A 16,675-nucleotide genomic window follows, 5' to 3' on the forward strand; every position below is an offset into this window, starting at 1 on the left:
TAAGCGATTGTATTGATAATAGCTTTTAAGGCTCAAAGTTCGATTCGCTATAGCAAAATATCCTTAATTCTTTCTAAATTATTTTTGCATATTAACCACTGTATTTTTAATATTGCATTTGATAATCACCCTATACCTTGATAAGGTGACGCAATTTTAACTTTTGGACACGCTATGGATCATGTAAAAGTTGGCCGCTTAGGCCCTTTTCCACGGGTAAGTAAACCTGTGTTCTTGACCTCAGCTATTTTGATTTTGGTCTTTATTATTTTCGGCGCTTTTTTTAATGAGCAAGCTGAAGTGGTGTTTAACGAGGCAAAAGCGTTTGTCTCGTTGCGCTTTGGCTGGTTCTTTATCGTGGTAGTGAATCTAGCCTTAGTCATGAGTATCTATATGATATTTAGCCGTTATGGCGATATCAGACTAGGTCATCAAACTGAGAGGCCCGAGTATAATCTAGTCTCATGGATTGGTATGCTCTTCTCAGCAGGTATCGGTATTGGTTTGCTGTATTGGGGTACTGCTGAGCCGTTATATCACTTTATGGCTCCGCCATTAGGCACGCCTGAGAGTGTTGAAGCCGCTAAGCTTGCGATGAATATCTCATTTTTGCATTATGGGTTTCATGTTTGGGCCATCTACGGTATCGTCGCTTTGGCGTTGGCTTATTTCCATTATCGTGTCGGCCTACCTTTGGCCATTCGCTCAACCCTGTATCCTTTACTCGGCAAAAAAATCTATGGACCTATGGGTCATACGGTAGATACACTTGCCGTATTTGGGACGATGTTTGGGGTGGTGACGACGCTTGGCTTAGGGGTGTTACAGATCAATTCAGGTCTTGATACCTTGTTTGGTATTCCAAATAACATTACCACGCAGATTGTGTTGATTGCTGTGATTACTGTATTTGCAGGGATGTCACTGTTCTTGGGACTAGATAAGGGTATCAAGCGCTTAAGTGATATCAATATATTCTTGACGATCGTGCTACTGAGTTTTGTGATTATCTTGGGCCCGACGCAGTTTATCCTTAATAGCTTCGTCGAAAACGTTGGTAACTACTTGCATCAAGTGATTCCTTTAGGTCTTTGGACTGAGTCTTATGAAGGCCAAGATAACTGGCAGTCATCTTGGACTATCTTCTACTGGGCATGGTGGATTAGCTGGTCACCTTTTGTTGGTGTATTCGTCGCTCGTATCTCACGTGGCCGTACGATTCGCGAGTTTATTTTGGGTGTGTTATTAATCCCCATTACTATTCTTTTCTTATGGTTCACCGCTTTTGGTGGCTCAGCAGTACACATGGAGCTGATGGCTGCAGCTGATCCAAGTGTGGCAAGTCCTGGTCTTATCGAGGCAGTCAAAGCCGATACTGGCAGCGCAATCTTTAAGCTAATGGAATCGTATCCATTAACTGCAGCGGTCAACCTACTCATCGTGATTATGATCGTGCTTTGGTTCGTGACCTCGTCAGATTCTGCAAGTTTCGTTATCGATATGTTGACCTCTGGTGGTGATACCAATCCGCCTAAGATTCAGCGTCTATTCTGGGCAGGTACTGAAGGCGTTATCGCAGCGGTACTCTTAGCAGCTGGCGGTTTAGGGGCTCTGCAAGCGGCATCGATTGTTTCAGGCTTCCCGTTTGCTATCGTGATTATGATTATGATGTATTCACTACTGCGTGGTTTGAGCCGAGATCGTCTGATTCTGTATCGTAATAAGCAGTGGTTCACTACTGAGGAGTCTGCTGAACACAACTCAGCTAACGAGTTCCGTGATGAAGATCTGTTAACAGGGCCTCCTGACTTAATCGTAGAGCCCAAAGATAAGTAAGACAGGTTCAATCTGACTTTGTAGAAAAATGACCATTCGTAAGAAAAGCCCTAGCTTATATATTAAGCTAGGGCTTTTTTATGGGTGATAGCGGGTAAACATTCATAATCATTGAATATGAGCATTGGTTTATAAGCTTTGGTTTATGAACATTGTCCTTTGGTATAACCGATTGCAGTGGCTGTGCCACATGCGGAGCAAGCATTACCCGCGGTACGATAGTTGAATCCTGAGTCGGTCTTTGTTTTGACACATACTGGATCGTACTGCATGGTACACATGGTTTGCTCAGGGTTATAAGGGGGACATTTGGTAAAAGGGTTGTCACTAGGTTTCTGCTTGCCATATTCCACGGTATGAATAGCCGCATCGTCTGGGGTATTGACACTTGGAATATTACTACAGCCAGCTAACGCCATAATAGCTGACAACCCTAGTAATAAAGAGCTTAGTCTCCATGATTTGAGTACAGGGTTCATAGTGGTATCTCCTTATCAGTATTGTTTGATTATGTCCTGTCATCGATCTAGTCACCTTGATTAGTGACAAAGTCTAAATTCATAGTAGCTTATTTATCATCAGTCAGCCAATAGGTTGTTATCGTTGGCGAAAATCTCAGGCTATTACATAGGCTTGAGGGTATCAGTGATATGAGTTTGACTGGCGTGCCTTACTCCTTTTAGTTTATTTTAGACGCACGCTCGTAGCGCTATAGCTGATTTGTAGGCATTGACCATACGGCTATACCAATAAAAAACCCTAAGCTTATGATTAAGCTTAGGGTTTAATAGGGAGATACTAATGAGCATAAGACTTTAATGAAACTAACAAGCTAGGCAAACGCTAAGAATTTGTTTATTCGCCTACTGTATCGTTTTTATTAAGCTGCACATAGTTATCAAAGTTTTGTGCGTAGTCAGTAAGATTGTCGCTGAGCATTTGGCGGTACTGCTTGGTATAAAACTCGATAATGTCCTCTTTTTCTTTGGCAAAATCCTCCCCTTTTACAAAGCCAATAGAGGCGACCGAAGCGCTATAACGCGCGGCAGCATAAAGTAGGGAAGCGCCGACTTGGCCTGAGTGTGCCTTTTCGCCGAGTTGGCTATTAGCAACGCCGATAATCTCATCAGCGCGCTGATAAAAAGACTGCATCTCAGGAGTGATCTCGACATTGTTTTCGATATTGTCTGTATTGGTAGTATCGTTTGGCATATTGGCGTCAGACATAAAAGACTCCGTTAAGTAAATGAGTTAAATAGTATGTTATTTAAATAGTCTAAATTTTATAGAATAGATAGTAATCTTGCTTTTCGGACTACAGACCGGCATCGGCTTTAAGTACCTTAGCCTTGTCAGTTTTTTCCCAAGTAAATGCGGTCTCAGACCCAGGACGACCGAAATGACCAAAGGTTGAAGTTTGCTGATACATGGGCTGCAGCAGATTGAGCATACGCGTGATGCCATAAGGACGTAAGTCAAAATGCTTGCGAATCAGGCGAATAATCTCGTCATTATCGATTTTGTTGGTGCCAAAAGTGTTGATAGAAATAGAAGTCGGCTCTGCCACACCAATAGCGTAGCTGACCTGCACTTCGCAGCGATCAGCAATGCCAGCTGCGACAATGTTTTTGGCGACGTATCGCACCGCATAAGCGGCACTACGATCGACTTTAGAGGGATCTTTACCACTAAAAGCCCCGCCGCCATGACGAGCCATACCGCCGTAAGTATCAACGATGATTTTGCGGCCGGTTAGACCCGCGTCGCCGACAGGCCCGCCAATCACAAACTTACCGGTTGGGTTGATGTGATAGCGCGTGCCTTTATGCAGCAGATCAGCTGGTAGCACATGCTTGATGATGTTCTCCATGATAGCCTCTTGCAAGTCCGCTTGTGAGATACTAGGATCATGCTGAGTCGATAGGACTACCGCATCAATAGCGACAGGGCGATTGCCATCATAGTTGAGTGTTACTTGTGCTTTGGCATCAGGTCGGAGCCATGGTAGCTCGCCTGCACGGCGCAGCTCAGACTGACGCTGCATCAAGCGGTGGGCATACTCGATAGGAGCGGGCATCAATACATCCGTCTCGTTACTGGCATAACCAAACATTAGACCTTGATCGCCAGCGCCTTGCTCTTCTGGGCTACTACGATCGACGCCTTGGGCAATCTCAGGCGACTGCTTGCCGATCATGTTGATAACCGCGCAAGTCTCACCATCAAAACCTAAGTCCGAATGATGATAACCAATACCATTGACCGTATCACGAACGATACGCTCGATATCAATGTTAGCTGTAGTAGAGATTTCACCAGCTAATACGACCGCGCCTGTTTTGACTAAAGTCTCACAAGCGACGCGCGCGTGCAGATCTTCACGCAAAATGGCATCGAGTAAGGCATCAGAGATTTGGTCAGCCATTTTATCAGGATGGCCTTCGCTGACAGACTCTGAGGTAAATAAACTGTATTCACGCATAATATGATCGCTTAATGTCAGGGACTGTTATAAAAACGAGTCAGTATTTATTAAAGGTTATAAAAATAGAAAAATGAGTCAAAAAATTACCATATCTTACCGTGATTTGCTCTAAAACTCTAGAGCGTCTTTACGACTCAACTAAACTCTCGAAACTCTTAAGAGCCCTAAACAAATCTAAAACTTCATAAATATCAAAGAGTCGCGCGGAGAGAGTCGCATGGTGTTACCTTCATTTGAGTAGTCATAACTCCAAAAATTTAGCTTTATCCTTAAACATACATTCCTCATACACCGGACAAGCACCGCATTTCGGTGTGCGCGCTTGACAAGTATAGCGTCCGTGTAAGATCAGATAATGATGGGCATCTACTAGCATATCTTCTGGAATACGCGCGACTAGCTTTTGCTCAACGATGAGCACATTTTTGCCAGTTGCAAGGCCAGTACGATTACCGACCCGAAAGATATGGGTATCGACCGCCATAGTCGGCTGACCAAATGCCGTATTAAGCACCACATTAGCAGTCTTGCGGCCGACGCCTGCCAATGACTCAAGGTCTTTACGATTATCAGGCACTTGACTGTCAAACTTATCAATCAAGTCGCGGCAAGTCTTTATCACGTTTTTAGCTTTTGAATTATAAAGACCAATGTTCTGGATATAAGGTTTGAGTCCTTCCTCACCCAAAGCATAAATGGCTTCGGGCGTATTAGCGACAGGATAAAGCTGATTTGTCGCAATATTGACGCTGACGTCAGTGGCTTGCGCGGAGAGAATAACGGCGATAAGCAGCTCAAAGTTACTGTTGAAGTGCAGCTCAGTGACGGGCTCATCTATCGTTGCCGCAAGCTTTTCAAAGAATGGCCGCACATTGCGCTTAGGCATCAGTCTTGATGGCGGCGTATTAGCGGTTTTATGTTTAACGGTTTTACTCATAAGATGACGTCTTAATTTGACTGATTTTTATCACGTGGTTCGTTATAGCGTAGTCTATTAAAGGGTGGCAAGCTCTTCTTGTAAGGCGCTAAGCTCGCTTTGCTTAGCGGCATTGGGACGCACGCTTAGCTGCTTTTCTAGCTTTTTGATTTTGCTGCGTAGTTTTGCTGCCGCAATAGTATTTTTGGCTTGTTGCTCGCTGATATCGAGAGCTTGGCTCGCGGCATTATTGAGCTTAGCCTCTACCATGCTGACGACGGGCTTGGCATTACTACTATCGGCCAGCTGTTTGGTGACCCGCCTTAGATGAGTATGATAACGCTGGCGCAGATCGTCTTGTTCTTGTTCGCGCTCGGCAGCTGTCAGCTCGCGATGCACTGTCACTAGATCAATGCAGTCGACAGGACAAGGCGCTAGACATAGCTCGCAGCCAGTACACAGATCGGTAAAGATCGTATGCATATGCTTACCGGTACCGACGATAGCATCGACCGGGCAGGCAGGGATACACTTAGTACAGCCGATACAATCGTCTTCACGGATGATGGCACGCACTTCGGTTGGGCGCATCGTCGTGTCATCTATCGGCCACTTGGAGGGCTCGGCGATGACAGGAGTGTCAGCACTGGCGCTACTAATAGAGCTATGACTGCTATCGCTATCTACCAGAATTTGGGCAATCGCATCGGTGACCGGCTGTCCGCCAGGTACGCATTTGTTATGAGGTTCGTCATCGACGGCGATCGCTCTTGCATAAGGCAGGCAGCCATCCGGATGGTCACAAAGCCCGCATTGGGTCTGTGGTAAGCAAGCATCGATCTGAGCGATTTTAATTTGCGTCGCCTTTGGTAGCGACTCTAACGCTCGAGTATCGAATAATAGAGGCAGATCAGCTAGGCGAGTCGGTAAAGGGTGAGTATGATTGTCAGACATGGAGTACTGGCCTTAAAACGGGCATGTAATAAATAATACAGAATAAATAATAGAGGCTAAATAATATAGATAATGACTAGCAGTCAAAATAGACTTTTATGCAAGCGTAACCCCTTGCTCTTCAGCAATTTGAGCAATGAGGTCGTAAGCAATGCTGCCTTTGAAGGGTATCTTTGGCAGGTTTGATAAATCAAAAAAATCTGCGTGCGACAGCTCATCTTCTTGCAGCACAAGATCGCCACTGTCATAACTGGCCCGAAAGCCGAGCATTAAGTTAGAAGGAAACGGCCAAGGCTGACTGCTGACGTAGCGAATGTCTGATAAGCGAATACCGACTTCTTCAAACACTTCTCTTACCACTGCATGCTCTAAGCTTTCCCCAACTTCTACAAAGCCTGCAATCAAACCATATTGTAATGGCAGAGTGGTCTGACCATAGCGGTGATGATGCGCTAATAGTATTTGCATCTCGCCGGACTTAGGGTTTGGGCGAGTAATGGCCGTAATCACACATGGCTGTACTCGCGGATACTGGCGTAAGCGGCAAACGCTGCATACCATCGCCCGCTCGCCAGAGTCCGCTGCACGGACCGCCGCACCACAGCGACTACAAAACTGAGTATCCGCTTGCCAGCGCAGCAGCTGCATGGCCTGACTGATCTGATCGGCGAGCGCTACTGGAATCTGAGTGAGCAGCTGCCGATAAGAGATAAAAGCGTTTATAGCGCCATTGTCATCAGCATCATTTGCTTGAATGTCAGTTTGGTTGATTGCCGCTGAGATGGACTCAATATCATCGCGGATAGTCGGTAGCGTGAGTTGATTGGTTTTTGCATAGTGATAGCTGATAGCATACGCGGCCGGAGCATTATTCGCTGGATGAACAGCTTCATCACTTATGCTGCTATTGCTGCTGTCTCTTTGCCAATGTGCACTTTGCTGCCAATGGCTTGGCGCTAAGCTCTCTAACAGTTCGACACAGCCTAACTGATAAGGGGGCAGGTTGCGGTCTGAATCAGCCGAGAAGTCGATAGATAAAGGCTGCCAACCTTTAGGCGTCCTGCGACATAAGACAGTATCTTTTTCGATTATAAAAGCAGCACTCATTGACATCTATCCAAAATCTTTAGGCGGCTAGTAGTTGGCTTAAGCTATGCTGACCGACATCTAGCGAGCGTTTATTTACGGGACGATTATTCTCAAAACCATCTAAGCGATAATCCACGGACATGAGTACATCCGCCATGTGACTGAGGGTTTGCTCGCTTAGAGGCTGTGCGTTTGTTAGACAGGTCTGGGTGAAGCTTGCCAATTGACTAAACATATTTGCCAAAGCAGGTAGTTCTAAGAAACGTAGCGCTCCTGCGACCTGGAAGATCATCTCTGGAAACTCATCTAACATGGACAGATGCGCGTCATCTGCAGTGATATAAGTGGTGATGGCGTGCTCGGCTTTTGTGATGTTACTACGGCTCTCTTGTACTAAAACATCATAGGCCGTATCAAGCTGATGCAAGGAGATTCGCTGGTTATTCAGCGATAAGTTAGTCGCGCCAGGCGTATGCATTTTTGCCATTGTAATCGAAGCATTTTCGGCCGACATGAGCGCTAACAGCAGCTCGTCAAAATCTTCAGGTTTTGGGTCGTCCCACTTAGCAACTGCGTTAGCTGTATTGGTGAGTAGAGCTGCGGTATCGCTTAGACCGAATAGGTGCAGGGCAGAGCTCAATTTAGCTATTTTGGTTGCGATATCAGTAGGCTCGATAGGGGTAGCGGTGACAGTATTGCTGCGTGCGTAGCTATCCACTTGCTCTTTGATGAGGTTGATCTTTTCTTGGATGAGCTCGTTTGAGATGTCAGTGATGGTGCGGTTGGGACCAAACAAAAAGCGTTTCATCTGTTCGCGCTGTGATGACTCAAGCTGGTTATTGGCGTACTGCTCACGCAGCTTTTGCGCTTGCTCATTATCACGGCTACAAGCGAAGCTGACCAGATCAGCAAAACGAATATCCATCACTGGCAGATAGCTATTAAACTGCTGCTCTAAGTAGATTAAGGTATGTTTTTGGCTTAGAGACAAAGGAAGCTGAGTTTCAATATCGACTATTGCTGCTGCTGCAGCTTGCCAAAATAAGCTGTTACTGTGGCCTGCGATATAAGCACAGGCAGCGCTCATTGCTTCGAGTTTTTTGGCTTCACGGGTCGAGATATTACAATCTGTATTAGCCAATAAAATGCCAAGACCGTTACGATAAACGTTGGTTAATAAATGACTATCAAGCCCGAGTGTATCCAAGGATTGAAAATTCTCTTCAGGGTTTGCGATGATCACGCTGCTACGGCCAAAGTCGGCAAAGTAGTCAGTATCAATAGGTGCTTCATCGCCATAAGCTTGTAGCTTATGGATAATCGGCAGTAATAAGCTTGGCTCTACGGTCTCAGTCAATAGCACGAATTCAACATAACGATCTAAGGTCATTATCGCCTCTGAGAGATCCATAATCAACGCGATATTGGTATTGTCTTGACTGTCATGCAGCTGCTGCAAGCCTTGGGCGATCGCTAAGCTTAATACTTGACCGCCTTTAAGCGATATCAGCTCAAAAATACGCGATAACTGGGTTAAGACTTCGACTGATTCGAGCAATAAAGGCGCTTGTGCTTGATTGTCATTAAAGTCGCTCAAGTGGATTTCAGCGTTTTTTAGGGTAACTATGACCTCATCATGCAATAAGTGCAAAGAGGGTAAGTCAAAGTTGGTGATACTAAGCGTAGGCGCGCTCAACATGGTTTGCTCAGACTGACTCATCGTGTTCCCTTATCGATTATTATTAATAGCCATTAACGGATGATAGCGTATAGCGTTTAAATTCCATAGTACTTCTTATCATAGCTTACCAATTCGCTAAGCTATCATTCATTACTGGATAGTCTTCAGCCAAATTCATAAACCAATCGCGATTTGCCTTATCATCTTGGCTGGAATCCAGCAGTAGCGTGGCTAAATTGGCAAAGGTAGCATGAGCGGTCTGGCCGCCGTCGCCAGCACTATCTTCTTCAATCGCTAATGATACTTGACCACCAGTCATCGCCAGATAGACTTCCGCCAAAATCTCCGAATCTAGTAAAGCGCCGTGAAAGGTACGGTCTTGCTTACCGACATCTAAACGGCGCACTAGCGCATCTAGCGTATTTTTTTGCCCTGGATACTGCTGCTTAGCCATCAGCAGTGAATCAGTGACTTGTACCCGCTGGGCAAAGTCCGATAGTCCGACTTTGTCAAATTCCATAGTCAAAAAGTTCATATCGAACGCGGCATTATGAGCGATGATTTCGGCACCATCCATAAAGTCATAAAGCTTTTGAGCCACTTGATCGAAAGTCGGTTTATCTTGTAAGAAGGCCTCAGAGATACCATGAATACGTATCACCTCTTCATCCATACCGCGCTGCGGGTTGATATAGACATGAAGCTTTTCACCAGTGAATTTACGCCCCACTAACTCAACGATACCCACTTCGATGATGCGATCGCCTTTTAGCGCATCAAGTCCCGTCGTCTCAGTATCCATGATCAGTTGACGATTGCTCTCACCGCGGTGCGTAGGCGTTGGCAGTAGCGGCTTGAAATTAGGGTTGGCGCGGCTCGTATCACCATCGAATTCTGGCAAAGCAGCCGCTTGCGTATCAGGGGGCTGTAAATCGGTTTCGGCAGTCATATCTGTACTCGTAGTATCAATCGTAATAGAGGGCAAGACGCTTGGGTTATCTTCGTCATTTGTGCTATTTAAAGTAGTATTTGAATGGGCATCTAAATGAGTATCGGCGGTCTGATAAGGCTGGCTAGTCGATTGAACTGCAGTCATGTGGTCTGGACTAGGGTCCACCTCAGCTTCTAGCTCGTCAGTGCTGTTGTCCATACTATCTACGTTATCAATGCCGTTAATGTCTTCAAAGTTATCGAGTCCTAAAGGGTCAAAGCTTAACCAGTCGTCTTTATCAAGCGCAGACTCATTAGTCGCGGCTTTTTTTTATGACTATCATCAGCGCTATTTGCGGTACTATCGGCAGATAAATGATCATCATGCTCACTACTGGCTGTGACACCAAGATTGGCAAGCTCATCGGCTTTTTCATTGCCTGCGTGTCCGGCATGACCTTTTACCCAGTGCCATTCTACCTTACGATTTTGGCATAGCGCGTCAAGCTGTTGCCATAAGTCTTTATTCGCCACCGGCTTTTTACTTGCTGTTTTCCAGCCGCGCTTTTTCCAGCCGTCAATCCAGTCGGTAATACCATTTTTGACATAGCTTGAGTCGGTCCAGATCTCTAAGGTAATATCGCGTGCGCTATGCTGCAAGGCTTGTATGGCGCCCATCAGCTCCATACGGTTATTGGTGGTGGCGTCTTCACCGCCGTATAGATCTTTGGTTTGTCCATTACTCAAAATAAGATGTGCGCCCCAGCCACCAGCGCCGGGATTGCCTTTACAAGCGCCGTCAGTATAAGCGATAGTAGTATTGGCTTTGGCGGCTAAAGGGTCTGCTTTATTAGACGCAGCCGTCTGCATAGCTTTAGTTTGGGCGGCGGAACGATTATCTGACATAAAAACTCGGCGGTAAGGGAGTAAGGTCGGTGTTAAAATAGAGAGTTTGATTATAGCAAATCTATAACCGATAAGGCGACTGGGAGACACAAAACACTATCATCACAGATCTCAAAAGCAGCGCTCACATTTTCTGTTAGAATGATAACGGCACTCTTTAAATCCCAATCCAAATTAGATACCAATCCAAAACAATAATGTAGGAAGACTTGACGATGGCTAAAGGCGCAGATGTTATTGGTAAATCCTTTACGACCTTGCTCACTAGTATAACCGCCTGTAGCGTATTATGGCTAGCAGGCTGTAGCGATAGTGACCCTGAAGCTACAAGCGTTGAGTCTACAGTGTCTCAGGCAGATGTTTCTATATTTGCAGGATGCTATACCGTAAGCTTTGATGAACCAGCACAAATAAAAGTCAGTGAGCAAAATGGAAAGTGGGTCATGCAAATGAAAGAGCCTGCCAGTAGTGGGCGAGTTTGGGATGATCCTGAAGTATTAGAGGTCGTAGACAATGAGGAGATTCCAACATTCTTCTCGATCGATCCCGATAATGTCGATGCGGTCATCGCTCGTCCTGATAGGGTGCTAGTGTTAGCGCATGTTAAACCTGCTTATGCCAATATCGACCCTTTGCTCGATAGTGAGTATTTGTCTTATATTTATCGCGGCGCTAATACTATTTATCGCGTCGAGTGCGATGAGGTCAACACTGATATTTTGGCTGATCCACATGCTAATATCGTCATCGATAACGTCGATGAAAGTATTTAAACCTTATGCCAGTGCCAGTGCTGATATTAGTTAGTATCAGTTATCAGTGCCGCTACATCGACGGTAGCGCACGTGGCAATATCCTATAATTAAATGGTCAATGATCGAGTCAGGTATTATGAATTTTTTGAGTTACGTGGTGTTAGGCGGCCTCTCTTATGCCGCAGGCTGGTTGATTCGCACAAAAGTCTTAGATAAAGAAACACCAGAGCAGCCTTATAATCTAAAGCATCCCGCTATCTTAGGGTATATGGGCGGTTTTTTTATTGTTATGCTGATTGTCTCTTGGTTGATTGGCCGCTATATGCTAGGGCATATCCATATTGACCTAGCCTTTATTATCGTCAATAGACTTCTTGCATAAGTCATTGCTAGCCCTTATAACTGCGTCAGTGGAAGTCAATAAACTGATACTTTTGCAAGAGGTCTAATAGCCTCGTTGCAACCTTTGTGTTCTCCTTTGGACTCAATCCAGAAAAGTCCAGCTACCATGTCCCAGATTAACGGTTTATAGTAGTTGTCCCTAGAGTAAGTGCCCTTAGAATAGCTGTCACTAAAATAGTAGAGATAAACAAACGAAACCACGGCCAACGAGATACTCTCATTCGCCGTGGTTTTATTGTGCAGCGATAATAGAATGAAAAGCTAATGAGCTTATGATTTTTTATCAGTCTCGCTATCTTTATCCTTTCTAGCTGACTTCTTCTCTTCTTTACCTTTTGCTTTAGAGTCTTTGTCTTCTTTACTGTCCATATTTTTATTAGTATTTTTGTCGTTAGCTGCCGTTTGCTCGTTTTTCCATTTTTTGTACTTTGATAGATCTTTTTCCATCCGCTTTAAACAAAACTTTAATACTAAAGCGTCATCGATATGACCGATAAAAGGGATGAAATCGGGGATAAGATCAATAGGGTTCAAGACATAAAGAAGACCAATCACTGCCGCTGAAATAGTTCTGTAAGGAATATTGCGATAATTGCCTTGATAATAGTCTTTGACTAAACTCATAAGCAACAGTAGGTCTTTGGCATAACGCTCAAGCCCGCGATCGCTTTCGACTTGGTCCTTTAATTTATCTTCTTTACTGACAATCAGCTTGATACTCTCTAATAGCCCTTTGTCATCTTTTTCTTTATTTTTATCACTCATATAAAAAATCCTTGTTTTTTATTCATTGTCGTTGATTATGGTTTTTACGCACTATTTTGCTAGTTGCTAGTTGCTAGTTGCTAGTTGCTAGTTGCTAGTTGCTAGTTGCTGTTGTTAGCTACTATAGCAAGGGTAAGCTTGAGCGCCAAATGACTAGATAGGGTATTATGTATCGTTTTATTAAGTCTGATTACAGTTTGCAGGATAGTGATGACTAAAAAAATAGTATCTAAGCTCAACCGCCGACAGTTTTTGCGTCATTTGGGCGTAGGGGCGAGCGCCAGTTTATTAGCCAGCCAAAGTATGGTGAATGCGTTGGCGAATGACGATTTATTAGTGACTGATAACCTGACCGCGCTCACTAAAGATGAGTTACCGTCTGCAGTCTCTGGGTCTGAGTCGCCATCTCAGCAGTTAAACCAGACAAGACAGTGCATTAAGCCAACCATCGAAACGCGATTATTTGCAAGCTCAAACGTCGGCAGTCATGATGCTCGCAACCAGCTGGCATTGCAGCGCGTAGCCTGTGCTGGCTTGCAAGTGCAAAACCCTGAGGTTGCCCGCCGTCAGTATCTACGTTTCGCTGGTACTGATGCGCAGCGAGCAAGCGACTTACAAAACATCGCGACGGGCGCGATTAGCGCACCAAAACTGCTGCTTGGCGTGCGCGGTGGTTATGGCGCCTCTCGTCTATTGCCGATGGTTGATTGGGCGACGCTAGGCCGTGTTATGCAAGAGCGTGGTACTATCTTGACCGGATTCAGTGATGTTACCGCGATTCAATGTGCGCTGCTCGCCAAAGGCAACATGAGCTCGCTGGCAGGACCTATGCTCTATAGCGAGTTTGGTAAAGCCATGCCGGACCGCAACAGTTGTCGTCAATTTGTAGCCGCTTTAACCGATCCGAATCTCACTATTGATGGCGCTAATGCCGATCTTACCAGTCCAAAGCTGCCGCCTATTTTGGCAGATAACGATAGCCGCTCAATAACGGGAACGATTTGGGGCGGTAATTTGAGCGTAGTATCGGCACTGACAGGCAGCGAGTATCTACCGCGTATCGATGACGGCATTGTGTTTTTAGAAGACGTCGGTGAGCAGACTTATCGTATCGAGCGTATGCTCTATGAGCTATATCTAGCAGGCGTGTTCAAAAATCAACAAGCCATCGTGTTCGGTGCATTTTCTGGAACTGGTGAGGACAGCTATGATAAGCGCTATGATGTAGCAACTGTCGTTCGTCAGTTGCACAAGTTAACAGGGTTACCGATATATAGTGGCATGCGCTTTGGCCATATCGCGCAAAAAGCAAGCTTCCCATTAGGAGCGTCTTGTACGATTAACCCTAATACGGCGGGTAGCTATCAGCTAAGCTTTGGAGATTATCCAACTATTCACGCCAGCGCTCTTCATGTTGAAGGGTTATGGGCTTAATTGCTAGCATCTAGGCAGTATAATAGTTCTTAATAGATAACACTCTGCAAATAATTGTGTATTTAACAGCTCTAGTGGTCTTTGAAGTATAGATGTGCTTATCATTTATAAAGTAAAAGCATTAGCAAATCGTTAATGAAAGCAAACAAAACCCTCATACTAGTTCAGTTATTTATTATTAAAATTAAAAGTACATTCAACTTAATCTTTAATAAATAGCATGGCTAATAGTTTTGGCCTAACCACAGTGAGGAGATTGACATGGACCAGTTACTAAGCCAGTTACTAAGTCAGTTACTAAGCAAGAAATTACTAGTAAGTAAGCTTACGATGGCTCTATTAGCAAGCACAGTTGTACTAACGGCTTGCAGCAATGAAGCTGAAGAGAGAACGGATACCGAAGCGAGCGAAACAGTCTCAAATGACACTACTATAGAGTCTAGCGAAATGACTCCTGTTCATACGGATGACGCTACAACGACCACTACGACTTCTACAGAAGATGAGGATGCTGAGGCGTATTGTAAATACCCCATTCTTAACACAACATCATCGTAGAATAATTAAGCCACCTGTCTGTACTCGGCAGGTGTCATATCATTAAGTGAATCATGGGGTCTTTCGGTGTTATAAACCGTGATCCATTCCTCAGTCAGTTGACTGACCTCGTTTAAATTGTTGAAAAGGTAGCAATCTAAAACCTCATTGCGATAACTGCGATTAAACCTTTCAATGTAAGCGTTCTGATAAGGACAGCCAGGCTCGATATAGTCAATATAGATACCATGAGCCGATGCCCAGTCAGTAAATACGCTGGATGTAAACTCACTGCCGTTATCCACACGAATTTGCTTAGGGTAACCATGCCACTCGGCTAGCTGGTCAAGGTAGCGAATTACTCGGAGTGATGGAATGCTGGTACCAATATCAATGCCTAATACTTCACGGTTGTAATCATCAATCACATTAAAGGTTCGAAAGCGAATATTGTTGTGTAGTCTGTCGCTCATAAAGTCCATAGACCAAGTATGGCCCAATGCGTTTGGCACACTTAACGGCTGAGGATGACGTGTTGGTAGCCGTCTTTTAGACTTACGGCGTAGGTTTAAGTTTAACGCTGTATAAACACGGTGTACTCGCTTATGATTCCATTGATAGCCAAGCTTACGTATACGCTTAAAGCACTTTGGGAAGCCCCAACGATTGTGCTTGTCAGTAAGCTCATTTAAGACATCAATAATCTCACTATCATCAGATAGCTTAGGCTTATAGTAGTAAGCGGTTCGACTCATGCAGACCACCTGACAACTCACTGCAATGCTGACATCATACTGCGCCTGTAACTCTTGCGCCCAGACTTTGCGCTCGAGGGCAGGCGCTATAGCTTTTTTATGATATCTTCGGGCATTTGTGCTTTAAGGCTTAAGTCAGCATACATCTGTTTAAGCCTACGGTTTTCTTCTTCAAGCTCTTTTAGTCGTTTGACATCAGAGGCTTCCATACCACCGTACTTAGATTTAACTTGGCTATCGCTCCGTCTTGCGTCACTAAAACAGTCTCCCAGACGGTTTTTTAACGTTCCTCATTATAGAAAGTCGAGCTAGCAATACCGTATTTACGGCACAGCTCTTTAGCAGGTATCCTAGCTTCTGCTTCTTTTAATATGGATACGATTTGGGTCTCAGTCATTCGTTTGCTCATATCAAAACTCCTTATGTGTATTTTATAAGAAATTCTACGTTTGAGCTGTGTTAGTTTAGGGGATAGTTACAATACTGTTTCATCAACTACGGTATCGACAGTTTAAGGCATTTTACTATCATCACATGCTTGGCATGATGAAACGGGCGTTTCCAAATCTGCCGAGGTACTCGCGATTTATAGAGCTTGTGCCGCGCAGTATCATGCCACTGTGCAGCTACTTGCAAAGCATGATGGGCGACTGTACGGGTATCAGCTATATTGATTCAACCAAGATAGCAGTTTGTCATAACAAGCGTATCTACCGTCATAAAGTCTTTAAGGGACTTGCAACCCGAGGCAAAAGCAGCATGGGCTGGTTCTATGGCTTTAAGCTGCACGCCATTATCAATCATAAAGGTGAGCTGGTCTCCGTCAAAGTCACTGAGGGTAATACCGATGATAGAGCGCCTGTTAAGGATATGGCAACCCCTTTGTTTGGTAAGCTATTCGGTGATAGAGGCTACATCAGTAAAGCACTGAACGAGTGGCTCACAAAACACAGTGATACTAGGCTGATAACGAAACTTCGGCGTAATATGAAACCGCAAGTACTCAAGCCGATAGATGAGGCGCTACTCAATCATCGCTCTTTGGTTGAGACGGTGTTTGGGGAGCTGAAAAACTTGTGTCAGATTGAGCATTCACGCCATCGTAGTGTCACGGGTTTTATTACAAACTTGCTGTCAGGTTTAATTGCTTATTGCTGGTTTCCCTATAAACCCACCATCAAAAATATGCCTCAGCAGGGACAGGTAGCAACATTGTAAATAGTATCAATA

13 protein-coding genes and 3 pseudogenes are annotated in these 16,675 nt (G+C 44.7%); 6 read left to right on the top strand and 10 right to left on the bottom strand.

The genetic code is table 11. From position 1 onward, the window contains the following. Nucleotides 1–174 precede the first annotated feature (174 nt). Nucleotides 175–1,836, top strand: coding sequence for a BCCT family transporter (locus JMY03_RS06375; RefSeq protein ID WP_201602240.1), 1,662 nt, complete (start codon nt 175–177; stop codon nt 1,834–1,836). 143 nt (nt 1,837–1,979) lie between these two features. Here JMY03_RS06375 and JMY03_RS06380 read toward each other — a convergent pair whose 3' ends face one another. From JMY03_RS06380 to dnaQ, 8 genes and pseudogenes are all read right to left on the bottom strand, one after another. After that, nucleotides 1,980–2,315 (bottom strand): hypothetical protein, encoded by a 336-nt coding sequence (locus JMY03_RS06380; protein ID WP_201602241.1) that lies wholly within the window; start codon nt 2,313–2,315, stop codon nt 1,980–1,982. A gap of 376 nt (nt 2,316–2,691) precedes the next feature. Continuing rightward, the gene (locus tag JMY03_RS06385; protein ID WP_156923964.1) at nt 2,692–3,063 is read right to left on the bottom strand and encodes a DUF3144 domain-containing protein; all 372 of its coding nucleotides are present in this window, start codon (nt 3,061–3,063) and stop codon (nt 2,692–2,694) included. An 88-nt stretch (nt 3,064–3,151) separates the two neighbouring features. After that, nucleotides 3,152–4,318 carry a methionine adenosyltransferase gene (gene metK / locus JMY03_RS06390; protein ID WP_201602243.1) on the bottom strand — a complete coding sequence of 389 codons (1,167 nt, stop codon included), beginning with the start codon at nt 4,316–4,318 and terminating at the stop codon, nt 3,152–3,154. Nucleotides 4,319–4,562: 244 nt separating this feature from the next. Beyond that, on the bottom strand, nt 4,563–5,258 hold the full coding sequence (nth, locus tag JMY03_RS06395; protein ID WP_201602245.1) for an endonuclease III: 696 nt from the start codon (nt 5,256–5,258) through the stop codon (nt 4,563–4,565). Nucleotides 5,259–5,315: 57 nt separating this feature from the next. Further along, nucleotides 5,316–6,191 (bottom strand): RnfABCDGE type electron transport complex subunit B, encoded by an 876-nt coding sequence (locus JMY03_RS06400; RefSeq protein ID WP_201602247.1) that lies wholly within the window; start codon nt 6,189–6,191, stop codon nt 5,316–5,318. 96 nt (nt 6,192–6,287) lie between these two features. Beyond that, nucleotides 6,288–7,298, bottom strand: a complete 1,011-nt coding sequence (gene nudC / locus JMY03_RS06405) for an NAD(+) diphosphatase (protein WP_201602250.1) — start codon at nt 7,296–7,298, stop codon at nt 6,288–6,290. A 19-nt stretch (nt 7,299–7,317) separates the two neighbouring features. Continuing rightward, a complete protein-coding gene (locus JMY03_RS06410; protein ID WP_201602253.1) occupies nt 7,318–9,000 on the bottom strand; it encodes a hypothetical protein in 1,683 nt (560 codons plus the stop codon). An 85-nt stretch (nt 9,001–9,085) separates the two neighbouring features. Beyond that, nucleotides 9,086–10,761 (bottom strand): annotated as a pseudogene (gene dnaQ, locus JMY03_RS13090) (DNA polymerase III subunit epsilon). Between the two features lie 251 nt (nt 10,762–11,012). Here dnaQ and JMY03_RS06425 point away from each other — a divergent pair. Both JMY03_RS06425 and JMY03_RS13095 read left to right on the top strand, forming a co-directional pair. Continuing rightward, nucleotides 11,013–11,570, top strand: a complete 558-nt coding sequence (locus JMY03_RS06425) for a hypothetical protein (RefSeq protein WP_025645805.1) — start codon at nt 11,013–11,015, stop codon at nt 11,568–11,570. Nucleotides 11,571–11,688: 118 nt separating this feature from the next. Beyond that, nucleotides 11,689–11,934, top strand: a complete 246-nt coding sequence (locus JMY03_RS13095; protein WP_227675525.1) for a hypothetical protein — start codon at nt 11,689–11,691, stop codon at nt 11,932–11,934. 290 nt (nt 11,935–12,224) lie between these two features. On the opposite strand, the gene JMY03_RS06435 is transcribed toward JMY03_RS13095, so the two are convergent. After that, nucleotides 12,225–12,719: a YkvA family protein gene (locus tag JMY03_RS06435; protein WP_201602256.1), complete on the bottom strand. Its 495-nt coding sequence runs from the start codon at nt 12,717–12,719 to the stop codon at nt 12,225–12,227. Nucleotides 12,720–12,929: 210 nt separating this feature from the next. Between JMY03_RS06435 and JMY03_RS06440 the strand changes: the two genes are divergently transcribed. Further along, nucleotides 12,930–14,153: an LD-carboxypeptidase gene (locus JMY03_RS06440; RefSeq protein ID WP_201602259.1), complete on the top strand. Its 1,224-nt coding sequence runs from the start codon at nt 12,930–12,932 to the stop codon at nt 14,151–14,153. Between the two features lie 261 nt (nt 14,154–14,414). Further along, nucleotides 14,415–14,711 carry a hypothetical protein gene (locus tag JMY03_RS06445; protein ID WP_201602262.1) on the top strand — a complete coding sequence of 99 codons (297 nt, stop codon included), beginning with the start codon at nt 14,415–14,417 and terminating at the stop codon, nt 14,709–14,711. 5 nt (nt 14,712–14,716) lie between these two features. Here JMY03_RS06445 and JMY03_RS06450 read toward each other — a convergent pair. Then, a pseudogene (locus JMY03_RS06450) lies at nt 14,717–15,854 on the bottom strand (IS3 family transposase). Between the two features lie 65 nt (nt 15,855–15,919). On the opposite strand from JMY03_RS06450, the pseudogene JMY03_RS06455 reads away from it, so the two are divergent. Continuing rightward, a pseudogene (locus tag JMY03_RS06455) lies at nt 15,920–16,663 on the top strand (IS982 family transposase); the annotation flags it as partial. Between the last annotated feature and the right edge of the window lie 12 nt (nt 16,664–16,675).

The sequence above is a fragment of the Psychrobacter submarinus genome (genome assembly GCF_904846685.1).
GTDB lineage: Bacteria > Pseudomonadota > Gammaproteobacteria > Pseudomonadales > Moraxellaceae > Psychrobacter > Psychrobacter submarinus.